Here is a 22,357-nt window from a genome sequence, read left to right on the forward strand (position 1 = left end):
CCTTAACGGTTTTCCAGACTCGCAGCACGTGCGTAAGGCAGCGCGCTTTCAGTACCTTTCAACGCGGCTTCCTGAGCGTGCTGGCGCAGATAGCCCGGCAGACGCTGGTCACCTTGACCACCGCCCTGCAATACACCATTGGCCATAGGACCAGGCGCTTGCTCGGCGCTTTCAGTGTAGCCAGCCAGTACGGCCGGGCCTTTCACTTGCGGAACAGTCAGGTTGGCAGGCTGTTGGGTCTGCTGTGCCAGCTGTGCACCGGCAATGTCGTCCTGGTTGTACAGGCGGACACCGGCCAGAACTGCGACGGTAACCGACGCTGCAACGGCCAGGCGACCCAGCGTACGCCAAGGACCGCGAGCTGCCTTGAGCGGGCTGACTTCATCGGCGATCGCGGCAGATACAGCAGCCGAAATATCCAGATGAGGGACCAGCAACTCTTTGTGCATGGCTGCACGAGCAACTTGGTAGCGCGACCAGGTGGCGCGAGTATCGGCATCGTCAATGGCATTCAATACCCGACGTAATTCCAGTTCGTCCGCTTCGTTATCAAGTACCGCGGACAGCGATTCCTGCAGGGCTTCACGACTCATGGCGGGTTCCTCTCTTGGGCTATCGCCGCTGTCTCAGGATTCCTGCAACAACGGCTGCAGGGCTTTATCGATGGCTTCCCGAGCGCGGAAGATCCGAGAGCGCACGGTACCAACAGGACACTGCATGACGCTCGCAATGTCTTCATAACTCAGACCATCGAATTCACGTAAAGTTAGTGCCGTACGTAAATCTTCCGGGAGAAGCTGGATGGTCCGATGGACGGTGCCCTCGATCTCATCCCTCAACAATGCACGCTCCGGCGACTCGATGTCCTTGAGGCCGTGATCGCCGTCGTAGAACTCCGCGTCTTCAGACCTTACATCGCTATCCGGTGGTCGCCGACCTCGCGAAACCAGATAGTTCTTCGCCGTGTTAATGGCGATGCGGTACAGCCAGGTATAGAAAGCACTGTCACCGCGAAAATTTCCGAGCGCACGGTACGCCTTGATAAAGGCTTCCTGTGCAACGTCTTGAGCCTCATGGGTGTCGTGCACGAATCGCACGATCAATCCTAGAATTTTGTGCTGATACTTCAGCACCAACAGATCAAATGCTCGCGTATCGCCACGTTGTACGCGCTCGACAAGCTGCTGATCCTCTTCCTGGGTTAGCATGAACACTCCTCGTTGAGCATGAAGGAGTGTTGAAACTGATAGTGTTCAGGCTTGCAAACATAGACTCGGGCTTTTCGCAAAAGTTCTCCCCCTTCAAGCAAGTTTCCTGCAAGCCATCATAAAGCGTGCACGAAAAACGCAGCTCGACACGGTCGGCTGCGCGAATAGTCTTGTCGCCAGTTTCGCAGTTGATGATCACTTATCTAACCCTGCGAAATAGACGCTGTTCCCGTGTAGGCAACCTGCTATTGAGCATGGTTCTTTACAAAAAGTTCCATTGACACAATCGCCGGCGTGAGCCTCAAACTGCATAAAGTTCCATTGAATCAACGCACTGGAGCATTTCCAGCAACCGAACAAAAGGAAAACAATAGGCATGCCGTCCGGGACTGGAGCACAATCCAGACCCGCCGTGGTCTCACATTGCCATGTAGGCGAGGCTATTGTGCCGTTACCCCAATACTTATACTAGTGGTCGCCAAGGGCAGAATTCGCAGATGAGTCAACATTTTCAGCATGACGTACTGGTAATCGGCAGCGGCGCTGCCGGGTTGAGCCTGGCACTGACCCTTCCCGACCACCTGCGGATTGCAGTCCTGAGCAAAGGTGACCTCGCCAATGGCTCGACCTTCTGGGCGCAGGGCGGTGTTGCGGCAGTACTGGATGACACCGATACCGTGCAGTCTCATGTTGAGGACACGCTGAATGCAGGCGGCGGCCTTTGCAATGAAGACGCTGTGCGCTTCACCGTCGAACACAGCCGCGAGGCGATTCAATGGCTGATCGATCAAGGCGTCCCTTTTACCCGGGGCGATGAAGCAGACACCGATGAGAGCGGATTTGAATTTCATCTGACGCGCGAAGGCGGACATAGCCATCGGCGGATCATCCATGCTGCGGATGCAACGGGTGCAGCCATCTTTCGCACCCTGCTGGAACAGGCAATCAAACGCCCTAATATCGAACTGCTCGAGCAGCGCGCAGCCATCGACCTGATCACCGAACGCCGTCTCGGCCTGCAAGGCCAGCGCTGTCTTGGCGCGTACGTGCTCAATCGCAACAGTGGCGAAGTGGATACTTACAGCGCGCGCTTCACGATCCTGGCGTCCGGCGGCGCAGCCAAGGTCTACCTGTACACCAGCAACCCTGACGGCGCCTGCGGCGACGGCATCGCCATGGCCTGGCGTTCCGGTTGCCGCGTAGCAAACCTTGAGTTCAACCAGTTTCATCCCACTTGCCTGTATCACCCACAGGCCAAGAGCTTTCTGATCACCGAAGCACTTCGCGGTGAAGGGGCCTACCTCAAGCTGCCTGACGGTGAGCGCTTCATGCAGCGCTTCGATAAGCGCGCAGAACTGGCCCCGCGCGATATCGTGGCCCGCGCGATAGACCATGAAATGAAGCGACTGGGCATCGACTGTGTGTATCTGGACATCAGCCACAAACCGGAAGCCTTCATCAAGACGCACTTCCCAACCGTCTATGAACGCTGCCTGGAGTTTTCCATCGACATCACTCGCGAGCCGATTCCAGTGGTACCCGCCGCGCACTACACCTGCGGCGGCGTGATGGTGGACAGCAAGGGGCATACCGATGTGCCGGGGCTGTACGCCATCGGCGAGACCAGCTTCACGGGCCTGCATGGCGCCAACCGCATGGCCAGCAACTCGTTGCTGGAGTGTTTCGTCTATGCCCGATCGGCCGCCGCAGACATCGAGAAGCAACTGGCTGACGTGCAGATGCCGGCCGACCTTCCGGCCTGGGACGCCAGCCAGGTCACCGACTCGGACGAGGACGTGATCATTGCGCACAACTGGGACGAGCTGAGACGGTTCATGTGGGACTATGTCGGCATTGTGCGCACCAACAAACGCCTGCAGCGCGCTCAACACCGCATCCGCTTGCTGCTGGATGAGATCGACGAGTTTTACAGCAACTACAAAGTCAGCCGTGACCTGATCGAGTTGCGCAACCTGGCGCAGGTAGCGGAACTGATGATCCGTTCGGCCATGCAGCGCAAGGAAAGCCGTGGACTGCACTACACGCTGGACTACCCCGGTATGTTGCCGGAGGCGCTGGACACTATTCTGGTACCGCCCACTTATGCCGGCTGAACTTTAACCGCACACGCAGGCGTCGGTGAATGTCCGGCGTCAGTGCATCACACGGGATGCAGCAGCTCTTTATCGATCGCCCTGGCCGACCGGCGATAATCGGTCGAAAACGCAGAATGACCATCCACGGCAGCGCGAGACTGTCCGGGCATAACTGCACAGGCTGCCAGCCGTCGCGCACATTGCACAACTGCCAGCCTTGATGATCGCGCTTGAGTGCGGTGAATGCCGCCGGATGAGTGAGCAGGATAGAGCGTGGCACCACCCAGGCAGCGTGCGCCAGACATATCAGCGCAACCAGCGCCGCAGCCCACCCAGCGATGTCCAGCCAGTACAACGCGACCAGTGCCAGACACTGGACCGCCAGATACGCCGCCACCAGCAGACGCGAGGCCTGCCAGTGACATTCGAAGCGATCACTGGGGCTGGACACGGTCCAGAATCATGCGAACCATACGCTGCAATTCAGCATCTTCGGATTCGGCACGCTGCATGAACCAGCCGAACATGTCCTGATCCTCACAGGTCAGCAGACGGCGGTACAAATCGCGGTCTGCGTCGTTCAAATGTGGATAGACCTCACGGACAAACGGCACCAGCAGCACGTCCAGTTCAAGCATGCCGCGGCGGCTGTGCCAGTAAAGGCGGTTGAGTTCAACGTCTTCGACCATGGAGCGCTCCTCAAAGTAGGCGGCAAGTATACAGCCGTGAGCCGGGCGCGCGAATCTCGCATTGGTCGCAGCAGTTTTCATGTACCCGTATGCATATCCTCGACTCGGCACTATGATGTGCCCCCGGACTTTTTTCCCAATCTGCGATGACCATGGCCCACACAGCTTTTTTCTGCACGCTAACCCATGAGGGCGTTCTCGCCGTTCGCGGCGTGGATGCCAGCAAGTTTCTTCAGGGTCAGCTGACGTGCAACCTCAATTATCTGAATGAAGAAACATCCAGCCTGGGTGCCCGTTGCACGCAGAAAGGCCGGATGCAGTCGAGTTTCCGCATCGTGTTCGAAGGCGACGGCTGCCTGCTGGCGATGGCCAGCGAGCTGATCGAGGCGCAATTGCTCGATCTGCGCAAATACGCAGTGTTCTCCAAATCGAAGCTTACGGACGAAAGCGCAGACTGGGTGCGCTTCGGCCTGCAGGACGGGGACGCTGCACTGGTGAGCCTGGGGCTGGATCTGCCACAGGAAACCGACAGCGTGGTGCGCGCCGATGATCTGATCGCGATCCGCGTCTCGCCAGGCCGGACCGAGCTCTGGGTGCGCAGCGGGCAGGCAGACAGCATCAAATCGCGTCTGGCAGCGCAGTTGAGCGAAGCCCCGTTGAATGACTGGTTGCTGGGCCAGATACGTGTCGGCATCGGCCAGGTGTTCGGCAGCACACGCGAAGAATTCATTCCACAGATGATCAATCTGCAAGCGGTTGGCGGCGTCAGCTTCAAGAAAGGCTGCTACACCGGCCAGGAAATCGTTGCCAGAATGCAATATCTTGGCAAACTCAAGCGCAGGCTTTACCGCCTGACCCTGAGCGGCGAAGAGATCCCGCAACCCGGTACGGCAGTGTTTTCACCGGTGCACGCCAGCGCGGTGGGCAACGTCGTCATGGCTGCACAGGACGGGCAGCACATCGAACTGCTCGCGGTATTGCAGGGTGATGCGGCAGAAGACGGCCGTATCAATCTTGGCTCGCCAGAAGGTGCAGCGCTGCAAATGAGTGAACTGCCCTACACACTGGACAGCAAACTCGAAACTCAGCGCTAGTCAGACGAACACATTCAGCTTCCTAGTGTCTTTAGAGCGATCCAGTACACCCTGGCGCTCTGAAGAGCGCGCGGACCACTCTGGACACCCCCAACAGCTGCGAGATGCAACATGAGCAAGATGGCTGACGAGGTGCAGAGAAACTTGATCAAGGCCATCGACAGAGATGCCTTGTTTCTCCCCACCCTGCCGGAAGTGGCACTGAGAATTCGCCTGGCTGCAGAGGACACCGAGATCAGTATCTCGGCCCTGAGCAAGGTCATCGGTAGCGATACAGCACTTTCCGCGCGCCTGATAAAGGTCGCGAACAGCCCCTTGCTGCGCCCGAATTTTGAAGTCAGCGACGTCAATACCGCGATTCGGCGACTGGGCGTCAACTACACCTGCAACCTGGCCATCGGCCTGGTAGTCGAGCAGATGTTCCACGCCAAGTCGCCGGTCATCGAGCAGAAGATGCGCGATATCTGGAAGCAAAGCCTGCAGGTTGCCGGTATCAGCTACACCCTGTGTCAGAACTACACCAACCTGAAGCCCGATCAGGCCACGCTCGCCGGGCTGATCCACCTGATCGGGATCCTGCCGATCCTGACTTATGCCGAAGACCATTACGAGCTGCTGTCCGACCCGATCAGCCTCAACCACGTGATCGACAGTATTCATCCGGTCATCGGCGAGCGCCTGCTGCGCTCATGGGATTTCCCCGAGCCACTGGCCTGTGTGCCGGGCCAGTTCCAGAACTTCGCGCGTATCTCGAAAAGCCCTGACTACACCGACCTGGTACAGATCGCCACGGTGCATATCCACAGGAATACCGAACACCCCTTCAGCCTCATTGAAATGGTCGACCTGCCTGCCTACAGCCAGTTGAGGCTTGCCAGAGCAGAAGGCATGCTCAGCGCCCAGATGGACGAAGCCAAGAGCATGCTCTACTAGTCAGTGCCAGTCAGTTAGCACTGAAACTGACCCTCACTTTCAAGCCTCGCTCGGCCCCCTCGTGCAACGTGATTCTGGCCAGATGCGCCCGGCAGATTTCGCCCACAATCGCCAGGCCAAGCCCGGCACCACTGCCCTGCTGGCTGCGCCGGTAAAAACGCTCGAAGACCCGCTCACGCTCATCTGCCGGAATGCCGGGACCATCATCCTCGACCTCCAGAACCCCCGGCGCATAGACCCGCAAGACGACATTACCGCCAGGCGACGTGTGAGCCAGCGCGTTGTCGATCAGATTGCTCAGCAATTCGTTCAGCAAGGTCGGCTCGCCGCGCAGCCAGACCGGCTCGTCAGCCTCCAGCGCCAGCGCGACACCCCGGGAATGGGCCAATGGCGCCATGGCCATGCCCAGCTCCCTGGCCAGTTGACTGAGGTCCAGCTGTTGCGCCCCGCCCTCGGCGATGGCCCGCGCGCCGTTTTCGATGCGCGCCAGGGACAACAACTGGTTGGCCAGATGGGTGAGTCGATCGGTGCCGAGCGCCGCCGACTCCAGCGTGCTGCGCCAATGCTGCGGGTCGTGTTCGCGCAGCCCCAGCTCGACCCGCGCCTTCAAAGCGGCCAGCGGGGTGCGCAGTTCGTGGGCGGCATCGGCGATGAATTGCGCCTGACGCTCGAACTGCACGCGCAGTCGCTCGGTAAAGTGGTTCAACGCGCCCACCAACGGGCGCAGTTCGTGCTGCACCTCAACCATCGGCAACGCGCGCAGATCATCCGGCTGACGCTCCTCGACGGCGGTGCGCAGCCGCTCCAACGGTCGCAATGCCGCACTGACCGTGAACCAGACCAGCAGCAGCGCGCCCCCTCCAAGCATGCCCAGGCGCAGCAATGTGTCGGCCATCAGGCTGCGCGCCATACCCTTGCGCGCCTCCTGGGTTTCGGCAACGCGGATTTCAGCAGTACCGTTCATGCCCGGGTCGGTCACCGGCTTGAGCAGGCTGACGACACGCACATCCTGCCCCTGATAGGTCCCGTTATAGAATTTCGCCAGGGCCGGGTAATCGTCGGTACGCAACGTACCGGGCGGCGGCGACGGCAGGTTTTCATAGCCGGAAATCAGCTTCTGATGAATGTCGTTGACCTGATAGTAGATGCGCCCTTCGCTGTCGTAGGCGAAGGTGTCCAGCGCCACGTAGGGAATGTCAGCGCTCAGCGTGCCATCGCGCTGGGTCAGGCCGGCAGCGATGGTCCGCGCGGAAGCCAGCAACGTGCGGTCATAGGCGGTGTCGGCCACTTCGCGGCCATTCCAGTAAGCGCTCATGCCGCTGGCCAGCATCAACACCACCAGCAGCAAGGCCAGATTCCATAACAACCGCCAGCGCAGGCTGTCGTTAATCATCACGGCTTTCCAGCAGATAGCCCAGACCGCGAAAGGTCACGATGGCCACGGAATGCCCGTCGAGCTTCTTGCGCAGACGATGGACATAGATCTCGATGGCGTCGGGGCTGGCTTCTTCATCGAGCCCGAACACCTGCGCCGCCAGTTGTTCCTTGCTCATCACCCGACCCGGCCGGGCAATAAGCGCTTCCAGCACCGCCTGTTCGCGGGAGGTCAGGGTCAGCAGTTCTTCGCCGAGCATGAAACGTCGCGTGTCCAGATCGTAGGCCAGCACGCCACAACGCTGTTGCCGCTCACCACCCAGCACGCTGCGCCGCAACAAGGCCTTGACCCTGGCCTCCAGCTCGGAGAGTTCGAAAGGCTTGGCCAGGTAATCGTCGGCGCCCAGATTCAGGCCATGGACGCGGTCCTTGACGTCACTGCGCGCCGTCAGCATCAGCACCGGCAGGTTTTTGCTGCGCGCTCGCAGACGCGCCAGCACTTCGAAACCGTCCATGCGCGGCAACCCGACATCGAGAATGGCCACCGCGTATTCTTCGCTGTTCAACGCCAGGTCGGCGGCCACGCCATCATGCAGCACATCAACGGTCAAACCCGCGCTTTTGAGCGCCTGCGCGACACTTTCAGCCAATTGCAGATGATCTTCCACAAGAAGAACACGCATCGCCGTCTCCTGATTGTCACTGTTGTTATCGATCTGGGTATCGAGGCTTGTGGCGGTGGAGTTTACAGGCCGGCCGCCGTCTGTGAAGGGCAGAAACGATTCGCGACGCTCCAGTCAGCATGCGCAATGCAACTGAAAGGTTTGCGAAAGGTTCGTCGTTTAGCATCGCGAAACGACCCGAACAAAGGGTACGTAAAAACAGGCGCCCGGATGCGTCTGAACAATAAAAACAATAAATCGCTAAACGGAGTCACGCCATGTCTACGCCCGCCCAGGCTTGCCAGCCCATGGAGCACACCCCGTCGAGGGCTGCTCTGCGCGCTATTCCCGCTACCCGCCTCGACACAAAACATCAGCGCACACCCCCGCCCCTGTGACACAGCACACAGGTTTCGCCGTGCGCGTGACAAAAGCGCCTGGTGCACAGCTTCTCTCTGCCAAAAACAACAATATCTCTGGAGACTGAACATGAAATTTTCCCTGCGTCACGTAGCCGCCACTGCTGGGTGCATGCTGATTGCCAGCCAGTTGCTTGCCGAACCCAGACGTCCGGAATGCATTGCCCCTGCCTCGCCAGGCGGCGGATTCGACCTGACCTGCAAACTGGTGCAAAGCGCGCTGATCAACGAGAAGATTCTGACCTCGCCGATGCGCGTCACCTACATGCCAGGCGGTGTCGGCGCGGTGGCCTACAACGCAGTCGTCGCACAGCGCCCCGCCGATGCCGGCACACTGGTCGCGTGGTCCAGCGGTTCGCTGCTCAACCTGGCGCAGGGCAAATTCGGTCGCTTCGATGAAAACGCCGTGCGCTGGCTCGCCGCCGTGGGCACCAGCTATGGCGCCATCGCAGTGAAGAGCGACTCGCCCTACAAGAATCTCGACGACCTGGTGCAGGCGCTGAAAGCCGATCCGAGCAAAGTCGTGATCGGCTCAGGCGGCACCGTGGGCAGTCAGGACTGGATGCAGACTGCGTTGATCGCCAAGGCCGCAGGCATCAACCCGCGCGCCCTGCGCTACGTGGCACTCGAAGGCGGCGGTGAAATCGCCACCGCGTTGCTCGGCGGCCACATCCAGGTGGGCAGTACCGATATTTCCGACTCCATGCCGCACATTCTGAGCGGCGACATGCGCCTGCTCGCGGTGTTCGCCGAGAAGCGTATCGACGAGCCTGAAATGAAAGACATCCCCACCGCCAAGGAGCAGGGGTACGACATCGTCTGGCCGGTGGTGCGTGGCTTCTACCTCGGCCCGAAAGTCAGCGACGAAGACTACAACTGGTGGAAAGCCTCGTTCGACAAGATCCTGGCCTCCGAGGACTTCGCCAAACTTCGCGACCAGCGCGAGCTGTTCCCGTTCGCCATGACCGGTGCGGAACTGGACACCTACGTCAAGAAGCAGGTCGCCGACTACAAGTTGATGGCCAAGGAATTCGGCCTGATTCAGTAATTGAACTCAATTGACTGACATTCAGTTGCGCCCGCCGTACGGGCGCGACTCAGGAGCTTCTCATGGTCATACAACGCATCTTCGCTGGCGTGCTGTTACTGGCATGCGCAGGCCTGGCCCTCATGGCCTGGCCTTATCAGGCACCGTTTTCCTATGAACCGGTCGGACCACGCGCCTTCCCGCTGCTGATGCTCGGGCTGATGGGTATCGCCCTGCTGTACCTGCTGATCAGACCCACGCCCATCGTCCACACCGAGGAAGACCCGGAACTGGACCGCGAGACCCTGATCAAGATCGGCGTGTGCATCGTCCTGCTGCTGATATTCGCAGGGCTGTTCGAACCGCTGGGCTTCATCCTCAGCAGCATCCTGATCGGCATCCCCATGGCCCGCCTGTATGGCGGTCGCTGGCTGCCGAGCGTGGTGGTGGTGATTCTGATGAGCGTCGGCCTGTACCTGCTGTTCGACAAGGCCATGGACGTCCCCTTGCCTTTAGGCCTGCTCAGCGTTCTGGAGAATTAAAATGGATACTTTCGGTTACCTGGGCCAGGGCTTCGGTGTCGCCCTGACGCCTTACAACCTGATCACAGCACTGTGCGGAACACTGATTGGTACTGTCGTCGGCCTGCTGCCGGGGCTCGGACCGATCAACGGTGTAGCGTTGCTGATCCCTATCGCCTTCGCGCTGGGCCTGCCGCCCGAGTCGGCGCTGATTCTGCTGGCAGCCGTGTACCTGGGCTGCGAATACGGCGGACGCATCAGCTCGATCCTGCTGAACATTCCGGGTGAAGCTTCCACCGTGATGACCACCCTGGACGGTTACCCGATGGCCCGCCAGGGCCTGGCCGGGGTTGCACTGTCGCTGTCGGCATGGAGTTCGTTCATCGGCGCGTTCATCGCCACCTGCGGCATGGTGCTGTTCGCACCCTTGCTCGCCAAATGGGCGATTGCCTTCGGCCCGGCGGAATACTTCGTGCTGATGGTCTTCGCCATCGTCTGTCTGGGCGGGATGGCCGGCGACCGGCCGTTGAAGACGTTCATTGCCGCGCTGATCGGGCTGTTCCTGTCTGCGGTAGGTATCGATGCCAACAGCGGGGTGTACCGTTTCACGGGCGATAACATTCACCTCACAGATGGCATTCAGTTCGTGGTGCTGGTGCTGGGCCTGTTTTCGATCAGCGAAATCCTCTTGCTGCTGGAGAAGACCCATCGCGGCCAGGAAGCCGTCAAGGCCACCGGGCGCATGATGTTCAACTTCAAGGAGGCCGCTTCGGTGTTCGTGGTCAACATCCGCTGCGGGCTGCTGGGCTTTATCCTCGGTGTGCTGCCGGGTGCCGGTGCGACGCTGGCCAGCGCGGTCGCCTACATGACCGAAAAACGCATCGCTGGCGCTAGCGGCAAGTTCGGTCAGGGTGACATGCGCGGCCTGGCAGCACCGGAAACCGCCATCGGCGCAACAGCCTGCGGCGCTCTGGTGCCGATGCTGACGCTGGGCGTGCCGGGTTCTGGCACGACGGCGGTGATGATCGGCGCGTTGTCGCTGTACAACATCACGCCCGGCCCGATGCTGTTTCAACAGCAGCCGGACATCGTCTGGGGCCTGATCGCTTCGTTGTTCATCGCCAATATCATGCTGGTGATCCTCAACATCCCGATGATTCGCATCTTCACGCGCATCCTTGCCGTGCCGAACTGGGCGCTGGTCCCTGTGATTGCGATCATTACCGGCATCGGTGTGTACGCGGTGCACGCCACCACCTTCGACCTGTTCCTGATGGTCGGTATCGGCATCTTCGGTTACATCCTGCGCAAGCTGGACTTCCCGCTGTCGCCGATCCTGCTCGGGTTCATCCTTGGCGGTCTGATGGAACAGAACCTGCGTCGTGCGCTGTCGATCTCCAACGGCGAACTGGGGATCCTCTGGTCCAGCCCGATTACCCTCGGGGTCTGGGTGGTGACTGTGTTCATGCTGCTGTTCCCGCTGTTGCGCATCTGGCGCAAGCGCGCCAAACAGCAGGCCGCTGCGGCACATGGCTGATTCGTCTCTGCGCCAATGGTGGGCAACGCCGCTGGTCGGCCTGCTGGGCGGCTACCTCGCCAGCCAGGTCGGCTGGCCGTTGCCGTGGATGGTGGGCTCGTTGCTGGCAATCATCCTGGTGCGCTGCCTGACACCCTGGCAGCTGGCGCAGATTCCCGGCGGTCGCAAATGCGGTCAACTGATCATCGGGATCGGCATCGGCCTGCACTTCACCCCGGTGGTCATCGAACAGGTGCTGGCGCACTTCGGGCTGATTTTCATCGGCGCCCTGGTCACCAGCCTGTCGTGCCTGGTCGGCGTGTGGCTGATGCTGCGTACCGGAGAGGATCGCCCGACGGCGTTCTTCTCCAGCATGCCGGGCGGTTCCGGGGAGATGGTCAACCTCGGCGCACGTAATGGTGCAACGCTGAGCAGTGTCGCTGCCGCACAAAGCCTGCGGGTACTCGCCGTCGTGCTGTGCGTGCCGGCGATCTTCAAATACCTGCTGGGTGATGGCGCACCGGCCTTGCATGCCAGCGTCGTGGACTGGCGCTGGCTGGCCGTTCTGCTGCCGCTCGGGGCCGCACTGGCCTGGCTGTGGCAACGCCTCAAACAGCCCAACCCCTGGCTGTTCGGCCCGCTGCTTCTCAGTGCGGTGGTGAGCGTGGTCTGGGATTTGAAAATCGGCCTGCCCAACGGTGCCAGCCAGCTTGGCCAGTTACTGATTGGCAGCGGGCTGGGTTGTCATTTCAATCGGGAGTTCTTTCGGCGTGCGCCATCGTTCCTGGCGCGCACGCTGCTGGGCACTGCGCTGACCATGCTGATTGCCGCGCTGGCGGCACTGGCGCTGAGCGCCCTCACCCACCTGGACTTGCGTTCGCTGACGCTGGGCATGATGCCCGGCGGCATCGCGGAAATGAGCCTGACCGCCGAAGTGCTGCAACTGTCGGTGCCGCTGGTCACGGCCATGCAGGTCATGCGCCTGCTGTTCGTGCTGTTTCTCGCCGAGCCGTTGTACCGACGCTGGAACAAACGGCTCGCTGACTGAACGGGTCGCTGGACGCCTCTCGAATCAGAGCGCAGGCAAGCGCCAGTCGATCGGCGCGATGCCGTTTTGCTCAAGGTACTTGTTGGCCCGGCCGAAATGCCCGTTGCCCAGAAAGCCCTTATAGGCTGACAACGGCGACGGATGGACGGAGGTCAGCACCAGATGCTTGGTCGCATCGACCAGTTTCTGCTTGCTCTGCGCATGAGCGCCCCACAGCAGGAACACCAGATGCGGCTGATGCTCGCTGACCACTTGAATAATCCGGTCAGTGAAGTGCTGCCAGCCTTTGCCCGCATGTGAGGCAGCGTTGGCGCGTTCGACAGTGAGGGTGGTGTTAAGCAACAGCACACCCTGATCAGCCCAGGATTGCAGGCAACCGTGGTTCGGAATATCGATATTCAGGTCGCGTTTCAGCTCTTTGTAGATATTGACCAGCGATGGCGGCGTCGGCACACCCGGCTGCACCGAGAAGCACAGGCCATGGGCCTGATTCGGACCGTGATACGGATCCTGGCCAAGGATGACCACTTTCACGTTGTCCAGCGGCGTGGAGTTCAACGCATTGAAGATCAGCGGCCCTGGCGGATAGATTTCCTTGCCCGCCGCGTGCTCCTGACGCAGAAACTCGCGCAATTGAGCCATGTAGGGTTGTTCGAATTCGTCACGCAGGGCGTTTTTCCAGCTGGGCTCAAGCTTGATGCGGTCGTCGCTAGTCATGGTTACATCCGGTAAAAACAATGCGCGGACACTAGGAAAGCCGGGCAGCAAAGTCAATGCCGGTTGCGCTATGCACCTTCAAGATCGGACGCTGAGCATCGAGAAACGCGTGCCGACGCAGAGCGTCGGCACGCCAGTCAGTTCGAAGCAGTCAGTTCACAGCGTTGGCATGGTGGTAAGCGCGCATATTTCAGCTATCGGTGCCCACCGCGCCCCTCGCCGCGGCCGCCTCTTCCATGATCACGGCCATCTCGTCCGCCATGCCCACCGCGGTCATCCCAGCCACGATTACCGCGGAAGCCGTCATTACGTCCGAAACCACCGTTGCCGCGAAAGCCGTCATTGCGGCCGAAGCCGTCATTGCGCCAGCCATAACCCGGCGGACGTCCCGGCTGGTAGTAACGCGGCGGGGGCGGGGGCGCGTAATAGCGTGGCGCCGGGGCGTAGTAGCGAGGCTGTGTGTAATAGCGCGGTTGAGGCGCTACATAGATGCGTCGCTCCTGATAGTAGGTAGAGCGGTAGCCATTGTCATACGCGTAGGCGCCACCAACGACAGTCGGCTGCGTATACACATCGGATTCGTAGTAACCGGGACCTGCGTAGCAACCAGAAAGAAAAAGGGTCAGCAACGTGATAAGCAAGGGTCTTCGATACATGGCGGCCTCCTGGACCGCGATTGGGCCAAACCAGCGACGCTGGTCGGCGTCCGTCAAAGCGGTTGGCGGACGAATTATCTGACATCGAAAAGGCACTCTAGTGCCTTGGGTCAGCGTCGAGGCATGGCCAGGATGGGTCCGTCATCGGGCCGCAAAGGCTCTGCAACCAAGGCCTGCAGGCCTATTTCCGCTTTCTACAAACATGCTACAAAACATTTCATCTATCTCTGCCTCATCGCAGTGCGTCCGCGCACCAGCACAAGGCAATTCCTGCGGTAACTGACCGTCGATGATTCCTCCAGCCCTTGAGAAACAAGGCGCAGCGCAAGTTGGCACAACTCTCGCTTGATGAGCGGTGTGCAGGAGTCAACACAGGTTCGCGGCACCACAATTTGCAATAGCCGACTAGGGTTCCGGCTTGCCGCCAGGCAAGTGGCTGGTCCGAGAGTTGGCGACCTCCAGTAGAGGTTACACGGCGGGACAAAAGCCCGGGAGACAGGGACACCAGTGGTGTCACGTTGCTCCTGGCCGCCTTTTTTCACTACTGGAGATTTCTCAACATGCAAAAGTCTCGTCTCTTCGGTCTGCTGACGGCAGGCCTGCTTGCTGCGTTGAGCCTCTCGGCGAATGCCGCCCAGAAAGATCACTTCAACGTCTGCTGGACCATCTACGCAGGCTGGATGCCGTGGGAGTACGCAGGCAGCCAGGGCATCGTCGACAAGTGGGCGAAAAAGTACGGCATCAAGATCGATGTCACCCAGCTCAATGACTACGTCGAATCCATCAATCAGTACACCGCCGGCCAGTTCGATGGCTGCACCATGACCAACATGGACGCCCTGACCATCCCGGCCGCAGGTGGCGTGGAAAGCACGGCACTGATCGTCAGCGACTTCTCCAATGGCAATGACGGCATCGTGCTCAAGGGCGAAGGCAAGAAAGTCGCCGATCTGAAAGGCATGGACGTCAATCTGGTCGAACTGTCGGTGTCTCACTACCTGCTGGCCCGAGCGCTGGACAGCGTCAAGCTCAGTGAAAAAGACCTCAAGGTGGTCAACACCTCGGATGCCGATATCTCGGCAGCCTTCAATACCGACGATGTACAGGCGGTCACCACTTGGAACCCGATGCTCTCGGACATCAAGGCCAGGCCCGGCGTGACCGAAGTGTTCAACTCCAGCCAGATTCCCGGCGAGATCATGGACATGATGGTCGTCAACACTCAGACCCTGAAAGACAACCCGGCCCTGGGCAAAGCCCTGACCGGCGCCTGGTTTGAAGTGGTCGCGCTGATGAACGCCAAAAACGCTCAGGCCAAGGCTGCGCTGGAACACATGGCCAAGGCATCGGGTACCGATCTGGCCGGCTTCCAGGCGCAATTGGACACCACCAAGCTGTTCGCCACGCCCAAGGAAGCGCTTGAGTTCGCCACCAGCAAACAGCTGCCGGACACCCAGCGCAAGGTGGCTGACTTCTCGTTCGCCCACGGCTTGCTTGGCGAAGGCGCACGCGACGCCGATGCGGTCGGCATGTCGTTCGCCAATGGCGTGATGCTTGGCGACAAGGGCAATCTCAAGCTGCATTTTGACCCCAGCTACGTGCAGATGGCCGTCGACGGCAAGCTGTAAATCACGTTCAGTAAAAAGGTCATTGCCATGCGTTTGATAAACCGCCATCCGGATCGTGCCGGTCGCCTGATACTGGTGATCCTGCCGTTCGCCCTGTTGCTGTTCGCCTATTTCATGGGCTCGGCCACCCGGCTTGCGGAAAACCCCAGCGACAAACTGCTGCCCAGCGCGGTACAGATGGCCGATGCGGTCAAGCGCATGGCGTTCGTTGCCGACCCGCGCAGCGGTGACTACCTGCTGTGGCAGGACAGCGCATCGAGCCTGCAACGCCTGGCTATCGGCCTGGGAATCAGCGCGCTGTTGGGCCTGTGCCTGGGCATCGCAGCGGGCATCATGCCGTTGTGCGGCGCACCGCTGTCGCCCTTGCTGACGGTACTGTCGATGGTTCCGCCGCTGGCCATACTGCCGATTCTGTTCATCGTGTTCGGCCTGGGCGAGTTGTCGAAAGTGATGCTGATCGTGATCGGTATCACGCCGATTCTGGCCCGTGACCTGGAACAGCGCGCCCGTGAAATACCGGTCGAACTGCTGATCAAGGCGCAAACCCTCGGTGCCTCGACCTGGACACTGATCCTGCGGGTGATCCTGCCGCAATTGCTGCCACGCCTGTTGATCGCCCTGCGCCTGGTGCTGGGTTCGGCATGGCTGTTCCTGATCGCCGCCGAGGCGATTGCTTCGACTGACGGTCTGGGCTACCGGATCTTTCTGGTCCGGCGCTATCTGGCGATGGACGTGATTCTGCCGTACGTGGTGTGGATCACCCTGCTTGCCTGGCTGATGGACTGGGGCCTGAAAGCCCTGACCCGACGTGCCTTCCCCTGGTACGAAGGAGCCCGCGCATGAGCTTTATCAGTGTGCGCAATGTCTGGCAGCAATACGCTGACCAAGTGGTGCTCGAGGGCCTCAACCTGGACGTGGCCGAAGGCGAGTTCTGCACGCTGGTCGGTGCATCGGGCTGCGGCAAATCGACCTTTCTGCGCCTGTTGCTGGGTCAGGAAAGCCCCAGTCGCGGTCTGATCACGCTGGACGGTACGGCGCTGCGCAATGAGCCGGATGCCAGTCGTGGCGTGGTGTTTCAGCGCTATTCGGTGTTTCCGCACCTGTCGGTGCTCGACAACGTGGCGCTGGGTCTGGAGCTGCCCCGCTCGCCCTGGCTCGGCCGACTGTTCGGCCAGGCAAAAAGCGAGGCGCGCGAGCACGCCGCGCAGTTGCTCGGCAAGGTCGGCCTCGGGCATGCGCTGGACAAGTATCCGACGCAATTGTCCGGCGGCATGCAGCAGCGCCTGGCCATCGCTCAGGCGCTGATCATGAAACCGCGCGTCCTGCTGCTGGACGAGCCGTTCGGCGCGCTCGACCCCGGCATCCGCAAGGACATGCACCACCTGCTGCTGGACCTGTGGCGCGAAACGAAACTGACCGTGTTCATGGTTACACACGACCTGTCCGAAGGTTTCAACCTCGGCACCCGCCTGCTGGTTTTCGACAAGGTGCGCCACGACCCGCACGCGCCCGGAGCCTATGGCGCGCGCATCACCTACGACATCCCCCTCAACAGCGAACGCCGCGCCGAGCGCGCCGCCATCGATTCGCTGCTCAACGTTTCAGAGGAGCCCGTTCAATGACTGACTCAACCACGCTGTACCCGGTTTTCGCCGAAGAGATGCTGCCCGGTGGCGGCCATCGTTCGTTCATCCTCAAGCGTGGCGAACTGCTGCGCCTGACCGACCTGCACGGCAACGCCAACGTCAGCCTGACCCTGCTCAACGCCCACGAAAAAACCGAACGGCTGAACCTGCCGGACAGCCTCAAATGCCAGCACACCGCCAAATTGAGCAACGGTCATTGCCTGTATTCGGACATGGGCCGCGTGCTGGCGGCCATCGTCACTGACACCTGCGGCTGGAGCGACAGCATCGGCGGCGTGCTCAATGCCCAGGAAGTCGCTGAAAAATACGGCCAGGGCCGTTATCAGGAATTGCGCAACGGCTTCTTTCGCAATGGCGTCGACAACCTGCTGGTCGAGCTGGGCAAATGGGGGCTGGGGCTGTCCGACCTGCTGATGACCCTCAACCTGTTCAGCCGGGTGGATGTCGACGAGGCTGGAGCCCTGCACTTCGCCCCGAACAACTCCAAGGCCGGTGACTACATCGAACTCTATGCACCGATGGACACGCTGGTGGTGCTGACCGCGCTGCAACACCCGATGGACCCCAACCCGGAATATGCCCCGCAACCGCTCAAGCTCAGCTGGATGAAGGCCGACGCCAGTGTTGCCGAGCACTGCCGCACATCGCGCCCGGAAAACGAGCGCGGCTTTATCAATACCAACCGCCTGTTCGCCTGAGGAGCCCTGTCATGAATTCACCGACTCACTTTTGCTGTGACGCGACCATACCGGCCGGCGAGCCCTTCCTGGCCGAGGTCAAGGCCGGGCAGACCGTGCGCATCCTCGACCTGCAAGGCAATCAGGCTGTCGACACACTGTTTTTCAGCCTGAGCAACCCGCGTGAACGCTACGACGTGCAGCGCACCCTGCGCCGCCAGAACAGTGTGTACCTGACCACCGGCAGCGTGCTGTTTTCCAACCTCGGCCAGCCGATGCTGACCATTGTCGATGACACCTGCGGTCGCCACGACACGCTCGGTGGCGCGTGCGCGCAAGAGAGCAACACCGTGCGCTACGCTCTGGAAAAGCGCTACATGCACAGCTGCCGCGACAACTACCTGCGCGCCTGCATGCATGACGGCCGCCTGAGCAAGGCAGACATCGGCCCCAACATCAACTTCTTCATGAACGTACCCGTGACAGCCGAAGGCGGCCTGACCTTCGAAGACGGTATTTCCGCGCCCGGCAAATACGTCGAGCTGCGCGCTGAAATGGACGTGATCGTGCTGATTTCCAACTGCCCGCAGCTCAACAACCCCTGCAATGGCTACAACCCGACGCCAGCGCAGTTATCGATTCGCGACTGACCCGGCACCTGCCCTCAGCAACGGACGACCGTTGCGTAGATTGATCAATAGCGGGACGGCCCGCTTCCCATCACGAAACCGAGCGCGACTGGGTTTCCGGGGTTATGCCATGTTCGACAAACTGCTGATCGCCAACCGTGGCGCCATTGCCTGCCGCATCCTGCGGACCCTGCGCACCTTGCAGGTCAAGGGCGTGGCGGTGTATTCCGAAGCCGACGCTGCCAGCCTGCACCTGATGCAGGCCGACGAAGCCCACAGCCTGGGCGAAGGTGGCGCAGCCGGAACCTATCTGGCGGTGGACAAGATCCTCGCCATCGCCAAAGCCAGCGGCGCCAACGCCATTCATCCCGGCTACGGGTTTCTCTCGGAAAACGCTGCGTTCGCTCAGGCCTGCGAAGACGCCGGTATCGCCTTCGTCGGCCCGACGCCTGAGCAACTGCGTGTATTCGGCCTCAAACACACCGCCCGAGCGCTGGCCAGACAGCACGGCGTGCCCATGCTCGAAGGCACCGAGTTGCTCGACAGCCTGGAGTCGGCCATCACGGCGGCTCACACCATCGGCTATCCGGTGATGCTCAAAAGCACCGCGGGCGGTGGTGGCATCGGCATGCGTGTGTGTCGTAGCGCCGAAGAGCTGGCCGACTCATTCGAAGCAGTCAAACGCCTGGGTCAGAATAATTTCAGCGACGCGGGTGTGTTCATCGAGAAATACATCCAGCGCGCCCGTCATCTGGAAGTGCAGGTGTTCGGCGACGGTCAAGGCGAGGTGCTGGCGCTCGGCGTGCGCGACTGTTCGGTACAGCGGCGCAATCAGAAAGTACTGGAAGAAACCCCGGCCCCGAACCTGCCGCACGGCATGGCCGAGGAACTGTGCGCAGCGGCTGTCAAACTCGCCAGGGCAGTCAATTACCGCAGCGCCGGGACGGTCGAGTTCGTCTTCGACAGTGATGACCAGCGCTTCTATTTCCTGGAGGTGAACACGCGCTTGCAGGTAGAGCACGGCGTCACCGAGCAGGTGTGGGGAGTGGATCTGGTCAGTTGGATGGTGCAACTGGCTGCCGGTGATCTGCCGCCGCTGGATCAGTTGCAGGCCGGCCTGAAACCGGTTGGCCATGCGATTCAGGCGCGGCTCTACGCGGAAGATCCGGGCCGTGATTTTCAGCCCTGCCCTGGCTTGCTGACTGCCGCTGATTTTCCGCCTGCCGATGGCCGGACGCTGCGTATCGATACTTGGGTCGAGGCTGGCTGCGAGATACCGCCGTACTTTGACCCGATGATCGCCAAGCTGATCAGTTGGGCGCCGACCCGCGAGGACGCCAGCGCCGGGCTGATCGACGCACTGAACGAAACGCGTCTGTATGGCGTGGAAACCAATCGCGACTATCTGCGCCAGATCATTGTCGACACGCCTTTTGCCAGTGGCCAGCCATGGACCCGCTGCCTGGAAGATCTGGTGTATCGCGCTGACACCTTCGAGGTGTTGAGCGGCGGCACGCAGACCAGCGTTCAGGATTATCCGGGACGCCTGGGCTACTGGGCGGTCGGTGTGCCGCCATCCGGGCCGATGGACAGCCGCGCGTTGCGCCAGGGCAATGGCCTGCTGGGCAACACCGAAGGATGCGCCGCGCTGGAAATCACCATGAGCGGGCCGCTGCTGCGTTTCAACACCGATGCGGTGGTCGCCGTGACCGGTGCGCACATTCCGATCACCCTCGATGGCCAATCCTGCGCCATGAACACCGCGCTGCTGGTGCGCGCCGGTTCGACGCTGTCGCTGGGCACCATCGCAGGTGCCGGTGTACGCAGCTACCTGTGTGTGCGTGGCGGGCTCGATGTGCCGGATTATCTGGGCAGCAAAAGTACCTTTACCCTTGGCCAGTTCGGCGGTCACGGCGGTCGCGCGCTACGCGCCGGCGATGTGCTGCACATCACGCCCCTGGCGGAGCGCAGTGCAGGTCAACGGATTGCCGACGAAGCGCTTGAAGCGCTGACAGAGGTCCGTCGGATGAGGGTCATTTACGGCCCGCATGCGGCCCCGGAATACTTCACCGAAGCGTACATCGAGAGGTTTTTCGCAACCGATTGGGAAGTACATTTCAACTCCAGCCGCACCGGCGTGCGCCTGATCGGCCCCAAACCCGAATGGGTGCGCGCCGACGGCGGCGAAGCGGGTCTGCACCCGTCCAACATTCACGACAACCCCTATGCGATCGGCGCGGTGGATTTCACCGGTGACATGCCGGTAATCCTCGGGCCGGACGGGCCCAGCCTGGGCGGATTCGTGTGCCCGGTGACCATCATCGAGGCAGACCTGTGGCAGATGGGGCAGTTGAAGGCTGGCGACAGAGTCCGATTCATTCCGGTGAGCGTCGAGGAGTGCCATGCAGAACTATGTGGCAGCCAGCTTGCTCGCGAAGGCTATATTCCTGACGCAGAAAATTCATCGACTGTACCGGCCTCTTCGCGAGCAAGCTCGCTCCCACAAGACACTGCGAACAGCAAAATCGTACGCATAGAGGATCTGCACACCCCGGTCGTCCTCGACATCGGTCAGGACGATAAACGTCTGGTTGCGCGCCTGTCCGGGGATACGCATCTGCTGCTGGAAATCGGCGCAGCAGAGCTGAATCTGGTGCTGCGCCTGCGTGGCCATGCCTTGATGCTTGCGCTGGAGGCCAAGGCGCTGGCGGGTGTGATCGATCTGACGCCGGGCATTCGCTCGCTGCAAATCCACTACCGCCCCGAGCAACTACCGCTTCGGCAACTGCTCGACATCGTCGCCGGGGAATGGGACGCGGTGTGCGCTGCGAAAGACCTGCAAGTGGCCTCTCGCATCGTCCATCTGCCACTGTCCTGGGATGACCCGGCCTGCCAACTGGCCATCGAAAAATACATGACCACCGTACGCAAGGACGCACCGTGGTGCCCGAGCAACCTGGAGTTCATCCGCCGTATCAATGACCTGCCCAACCTCGACGAAGTGCAACGTACGGTGTTCGACGCCAGTTATCTGGTCATGGGGCTGGGCGATGTGTACCTCGGCGCACCGGTGGCCACGCCGCTGGACCCGCGCCACCGGCTGGTCACCACCAAGTACAACCCGGCACGCACCTGGACCGCCGAAAATTCGGTGGGCATCGGCGGCGCCTACATGTGCGTGTACGGCATGGAAGGCCCCGGCGGTTATCAATTCGTCGGCCGCACGTTGCAGATGTGGAATCGCTACCGCGACGTCGCGGCCTTCGAGGGCAAACCATGGCTGTTGCGCTTCTTCGATCAGATCCGTTTCTACCCGGTCAGCGCCGACGAACTGGTGCGTATCCGCCGCGACTTCCCGCTGGGTCGCTTCGCCCTGAACATCGAACACAGCACCCTGAATCTGGCTGACTACCAGGCCTTCCTGACCCGCGAAGCCGAAGGCATCACGGCATTCCGCGCCCAGCAACACGCCGCCTTCAACGCCGAGCGCGAACGCTGGATCGCCAACGGGCAGGCCGATTTCCAGAGCGATGAAGGCGTGGCGCCGAACACTGAAGAACAGCCTCTGCAACCCGGCCAGCAAGGCGTCGACAGCCACATCGCCGGCAATCTCTGGCAAGTCCAGGTGCAACCGGGCGAACGTGTGGAAGCAGGCGATGTGCTGGTGATTCTGGAGTCCATGAAAATGGAAATCCCTGTGCTTGCCCCGATCGCCGGCGTGGTGCAGGACGTCAGGGTGCAACCCGGCTCGGCAGTACGCGCAGGGCAACGAGTCGTGGTGCTGACCGCAGACTGAAGCGACCCACTTTTCACTTTC

21 protein-coding genes and 1 riboswitch are annotated in these 22,357 nt (G+C 61.0%); of the genes, 13 read left to right on the plus strand and 8 right to left on the minus strand.

All coding sequences use genetic code 11. The annotated features are described in order from the left end of the window. Positions 1-2 precede the first annotated feature (2 nt). Together BLR20_RS17650 and rpoE are read right to left on the minus strand one after the other, a co-directional pair. A complete protein-coding gene (locus tag BLR20_RS17650) occupies positions 3-593 on the minus strand; it encodes an anti sigma-E factor RseA C-terminal domain-containing protein (RefSeq protein ID WP_003405339.1) in 591 nt (196 codons plus the stop codon). Positions 594-626: 33 nt separating this feature from the next. Beyond that, positions 627-1,208, minus strand: a complete 582-nt coding sequence (gene rpoE / locus BLR20_RS17655; RefSeq protein WP_002554912.1) for an RNA polymerase sigma factor RpoE/AlgU — start codon at positions 1,206-1,208, stop codon at positions 627-629. A 497-nt stretch (positions 1,209-1,705) separates the two neighbouring features. Here rpoE and nadB point away from each other — a divergent pair, with 497 nt between their 5' ends. Continuing rightward, positions 1,706-3,322, plus strand: a complete 1,617-nt coding sequence (gene nadB, locus BLR20_RS17660) for an L-aspartate oxidase (protein WP_054993452.1) — start codon at positions 1,706-1,708, stop codon at positions 3,320-3,322. Here the strand turns inward: nadB and BLR20_RS17665 are convergent. Beyond that, positions 3,291-3,755: a protein YgfX gene (locus BLR20_RS17665; protein ID WP_010435040.1), complete on the minus strand. Its 465-nt coding sequence runs from the start codon at positions 3,753-3,755 to the stop codon at positions 3,291-3,293. The two genes, nadB and BLR20_RS17665, sit on opposite strands and share 32 nt — an antisense overlap. Then, a complete protein-coding gene (locus BLR20_RS17670) occupies positions 3,739-3,993 on the minus strand; it encodes an FAD assembly factor SdhE (protein WP_010435042.1) in 255 nt (84 codons plus the stop codon). The genes BLR20_RS17665 and BLR20_RS17670 overlap by 17 nt, the downstream gene beginning before the upstream one ends. Positions 3,994-4,145: 152 nt before the next feature. Here BLR20_RS17670 and ygfZ point away from each other — a divergent pair, with 152 nt between their 5' ends. Together ygfZ and BLR20_RS17680 are read left to right on the plus strand one after the other, a co-directional pair. Beyond that, positions 4,146-5,087, plus strand: coding sequence for a CAF17-like 4Fe-4S cluster assembly/insertion protein YgfZ (gene ygfZ, locus BLR20_RS17675; RefSeq protein ID WP_054993460.1), 942 nt, complete (start codon positions 4,146-4,148; stop codon positions 5,085-5,087). Positions 5,088-5,198: 111 nt separating this feature from the next. Beyond that, positions 5,199-6,020: an HDOD domain-containing protein gene (locus BLR20_RS17680; protein WP_010435045.1), complete on the plus strand. Its 822-nt coding sequence runs from the start codon at positions 5,199-5,201 to the stop codon at positions 6,018-6,020. A gap of 10 nt (positions 6,021-6,030) precedes the next feature. Here BLR20_RS17680 and BLR20_RS17685 read toward each other — a convergent pair whose 3' ends face one another. Beyond that, positions 6,031-7,413, minus strand: a complete 1,383-nt coding sequence (locus BLR20_RS17685) for a sensor histidine kinase (protein WP_010435047.1) — start codon at positions 7,411-7,413, stop codon at positions 6,031-6,033. Continuing rightward, positions 7,406-8,077 carry a response regulator gene (locus tag BLR20_RS17690; RefSeq protein WP_010435049.1) on the minus strand — a complete coding sequence of 224 codons (672 nt, stop codon included), beginning with the start codon at positions 8,075-8,077 and terminating at the stop codon, positions 7,406-7,408. Before BLR20_RS17690 ends, BLR20_RS17685 begins: the two co-directional genes overlap by 8 nt. 462 nt (positions 8,078-8,539) lie before the next feature. On the opposite strand from BLR20_RS17690, the gene BLR20_RS17700 reads away from it, so the two are divergent. From BLR20_RS17700 to BLR20_RS17715, 4 genes are all read left to right on the plus strand, one after another. Further along, on the plus strand, positions 8,540-9,523 hold the full coding sequence (locus tag BLR20_RS17700; RefSeq protein WP_186005931.1) for a Bug family tripartite tricarboxylate transporter substrate binding protein: 984 nt from the start codon (positions 8,540-8,542) through the stop codon (positions 9,521-9,523). A gap of 62 nt (positions 9,524-9,585) precedes the next feature. Continuing rightward, positions 9,586-10,044: a tripartite tricarboxylate transporter TctB family protein gene (locus BLR20_RS17705; protein ID WP_010435050.1), complete on the plus strand. Its 459-nt coding sequence runs from the start codon at positions 9,586-9,588 to the stop codon at positions 10,042-10,044. Position 10,045: 1 nt separating this feature from the next. After that, positions 10,046-11,560, plus strand: a complete 1,515-nt coding sequence (locus tag BLR20_RS17710; protein ID WP_010435051.1) for a tripartite tricarboxylate transporter permease — start codon at positions 10,046-10,048, stop codon at positions 11,558-11,560. Continuing rightward, positions 11,553-12,587: an AbrB family transcriptional regulator gene (locus BLR20_RS17715; RefSeq protein ID WP_010435052.1), complete on the plus strand. Its 1,035-nt coding sequence runs from the start codon at positions 11,553-11,555 to the stop codon at positions 12,585-12,587. Before BLR20_RS17710 ends, BLR20_RS17715 begins: the two co-directional genes overlap by 8 nt. A 24-nt stretch (positions 12,588-12,611) precedes the next feature. Here the strand turns inward: BLR20_RS17715 and ung are convergent, their stop codons facing one another. Both ung and BLR20_RS17725 read right to left on the minus strand, forming a co-directional pair. Then, positions 12,612-13,304: a uracil-DNA glycosylase gene (gene ung, locus BLR20_RS17720; RefSeq protein ID WP_003405314.1), complete on the minus strand. Its 693-nt coding sequence runs from the start codon at positions 13,302-13,304 to the stop codon at positions 12,612-12,614. Positions 13,305-13,498: 194 nt separating this feature from the next. Beyond that, positions 13,499-13,960, minus strand: coding sequence for a hypothetical protein (locus BLR20_RS17725; RefSeq protein ID WP_074594908.1), 462 nt, complete (start codon positions 13,958-13,960; stop codon positions 13,499-13,501). A gap of 394 nt (positions 13,961-14,354) precedes the next feature. Beyond that, positions 14,355-14,457: riboswitch (guanidine-I (ykkC/yxkD leader) on the plus strand. A gap of 63 nt (positions 14,458-14,520) precedes the next feature. Here BLR20_RS17725 and BLR20_RS17735 point away from each other — a divergent pair. From BLR20_RS17735 to uca, 6 genes are all read left to right on the plus strand, one after another. Further along, complete coding sequence (locus BLR20_RS17735) at positions 14,521-15,588, plus strand: putative urea ABC transporter substrate-binding protein (protein WP_010435055.1); 1,068 nt, start codon at positions 14,521-14,523, stop codon at positions 15,586-15,588. A 27-nt stretch (positions 15,589-15,615) separates the two neighbouring features. After that, a complete protein-coding gene (locus BLR20_RS17740; RefSeq protein WP_010435058.1) occupies positions 15,616-16,431 on the plus strand; it encodes an ABC transporter permease in 816 nt (271 codons plus the stop codon). After that, the gene (locus BLR20_RS17745) at positions 16,428-17,210 is read left to right on the plus strand and encodes an ABC transporter ATP-binding protein (RefSeq protein WP_010435059.1); all 783 of its coding nucleotides are present in this window, start codon (positions 16,428-16,430) and stop codon (positions 17,208-17,210) included. The genes BLR20_RS17740 and BLR20_RS17745 overlap by 4 nt, the downstream gene beginning before the upstream one ends. Further along, positions 17,207-17,932 carry an urea amidolyase associated protein UAAP1 gene (locus BLR20_RS17750; protein ID WP_010435061.1) on the plus strand — a complete coding sequence of 242 codons (726 nt, stop codon included), beginning with the start codon at positions 17,207-17,209 and terminating at the stop codon, positions 17,930-17,932. Before BLR20_RS17745 ends, BLR20_RS17750 begins: the two co-directional genes overlap by 4 nt. 11 nt (positions 17,933-17,943) lie before the next feature. Continuing rightward, positions 17,944-18,561: an urea amidolyase associated protein UAAP2 gene (locus tag BLR20_RS17755; protein WP_010435063.1), complete on the plus strand. Its 618-nt coding sequence runs from the start codon at positions 17,944-17,946 to the stop codon at positions 18,559-18,561. Between the two features lie 109 nt (positions 18,562-18,670). Further along, positions 18,671-22,336, plus strand: coding sequence for an urea carboxylase (uca, locus tag BLR20_RS17760; RefSeq protein WP_054993454.1), 3,666 nt, complete (start codon positions 18,671-18,673; stop codon positions 22,334-22,336). Positions 22,337-22,357 lie beyond the last annotated feature (21 nt).

Source organism: Pseudomonas congelans, assembly GCF_900103225.1.
Taxonomy (GTDB): Bacteria; Pseudomonadota; Gammaproteobacteria; order Pseudomonadales; family Pseudomonadaceae; genus Aquipseudomonas; species Aquipseudomonas congelans.

Coding starts and splice junctions, on each gene's coding strand:
- BLR20_RS17715 (WP_010435052.1), top strand. CDS start 11,553: ATGGCTGATTCGTCTCTGCGCCAATGGTGGGCAACGCCGCTGGTCGGC.
- BLR20_RS17710 (WP_010435051.1), top strand. CDS start 10,046: ATGGATACTTTCGGTTACCTGGGCCAGGGCTTCGGTGTCGCCCTGACG.
- ygfZ (WP_054993460.1), top strand. CDS start 4,146: ATGGCCCACACAGCTTTTTTCTGCACGCTAACCCATGAGGGCGTTCTC.
- BLR20_RS17690 (WP_010435049.1), bottom strand. CDS start 8,077: ATGCGTGTTCTTCTTGTGGAAGATCATCTGCAATTGGCTGAAAGTGTC.
- BLR20_RS17745 (WP_010435059.1), top strand. CDS start 16,428: ATGAGCTTTATCAGTGTGCGCAATGTCTGGCAGCAATACGCTGACCAA.
- BLR20_RS17680 (WP_010435045.1), top strand. CDS start 5,199: ATGAGCAAGATGGCTGACGAGGTGCAGAGAAACTTGATCAAGGCCATC.
- uca (WP_054993454.1), top strand. CDS start 18,671: ATGTTCGACAAACTGCTGATCGCCAACCGTGGCGCCATTGCCTGCCGC.
- BLR20_RS17740 (WP_010435058.1), top strand. CDS start 15,616: ATGCGTTTGATAAACCGCCATCCGGATCGTGCCGGTCGCCTGATACTG.
- BLR20_RS17650 (WP_003405339.1), bottom strand. CDS start 593: ATGAGTCGTGAAGCCCTGCAGGAATCGCTGTCCGCGGTACTTGATAAC.
- BLR20_RS17735 (WP_010435055.1), top strand. CDS start 14,521: ATGCAAAAGTCTCGTCTCTTCGGTCTGCTGACGGCAGGCCTGCTTGCT.
- ung (WP_003405314.1), bottom strand. CDS start 13,304: ATGACTAGCGACGACCGCATCAAGCTTGAGCCCAGCTGGAAAAACGCC.
- BLR20_RS17670 (WP_010435042.1), bottom strand. CDS start 3,993: ATGGTCGAAGACGTTGAACTCAACCGCCTTTACTGGCACAGCCGCCGC.
- BLR20_RS17755 (WP_010435063.1), top strand. CDS start 17,944: ATGAATTCACCGACTCACTTTTGCTGTGACGCGACCATACCGGCCGGC.
- rpoE (WP_002554912.1), bottom strand. CDS start 1,208: ATGCTAACCCAGGAAGAGGATCAGCAGCTTGTCGAGCGCGTACAACGT.
- nadB (WP_054993452.1), top strand. CDS start 1,706: ATGAGTCAACATTTTCAGCATGACGTACTGGTAATCGGCAGCGGCGCT.
- BLR20_RS17705 (WP_010435050.1), top strand. CDS start 9,586: ATGGTCATACAACGCATCTTCGCTGGCGTGCTGTTACTGGCATGCGCA.
- BLR20_RS17685 (WP_010435047.1), bottom strand. CDS start 7,413: ATGATTAACGACAGCCTGCGCTGGCGGTTGTTATGGAATCTGGCCTTG.
- BLR20_RS17725 (WP_074594908.1), bottom strand. CDS start 13,960: ATGTATCGAAGACCCTTGCTTATCACGTTGCTGACCCTTTTTCTTTCT.
- BLR20_RS17750 (WP_010435061.1), top strand. CDS start 17,207: ATGACTGACTCAACCACGCTGTACCCGGTTTTCGCCGAAGAGATGCTG.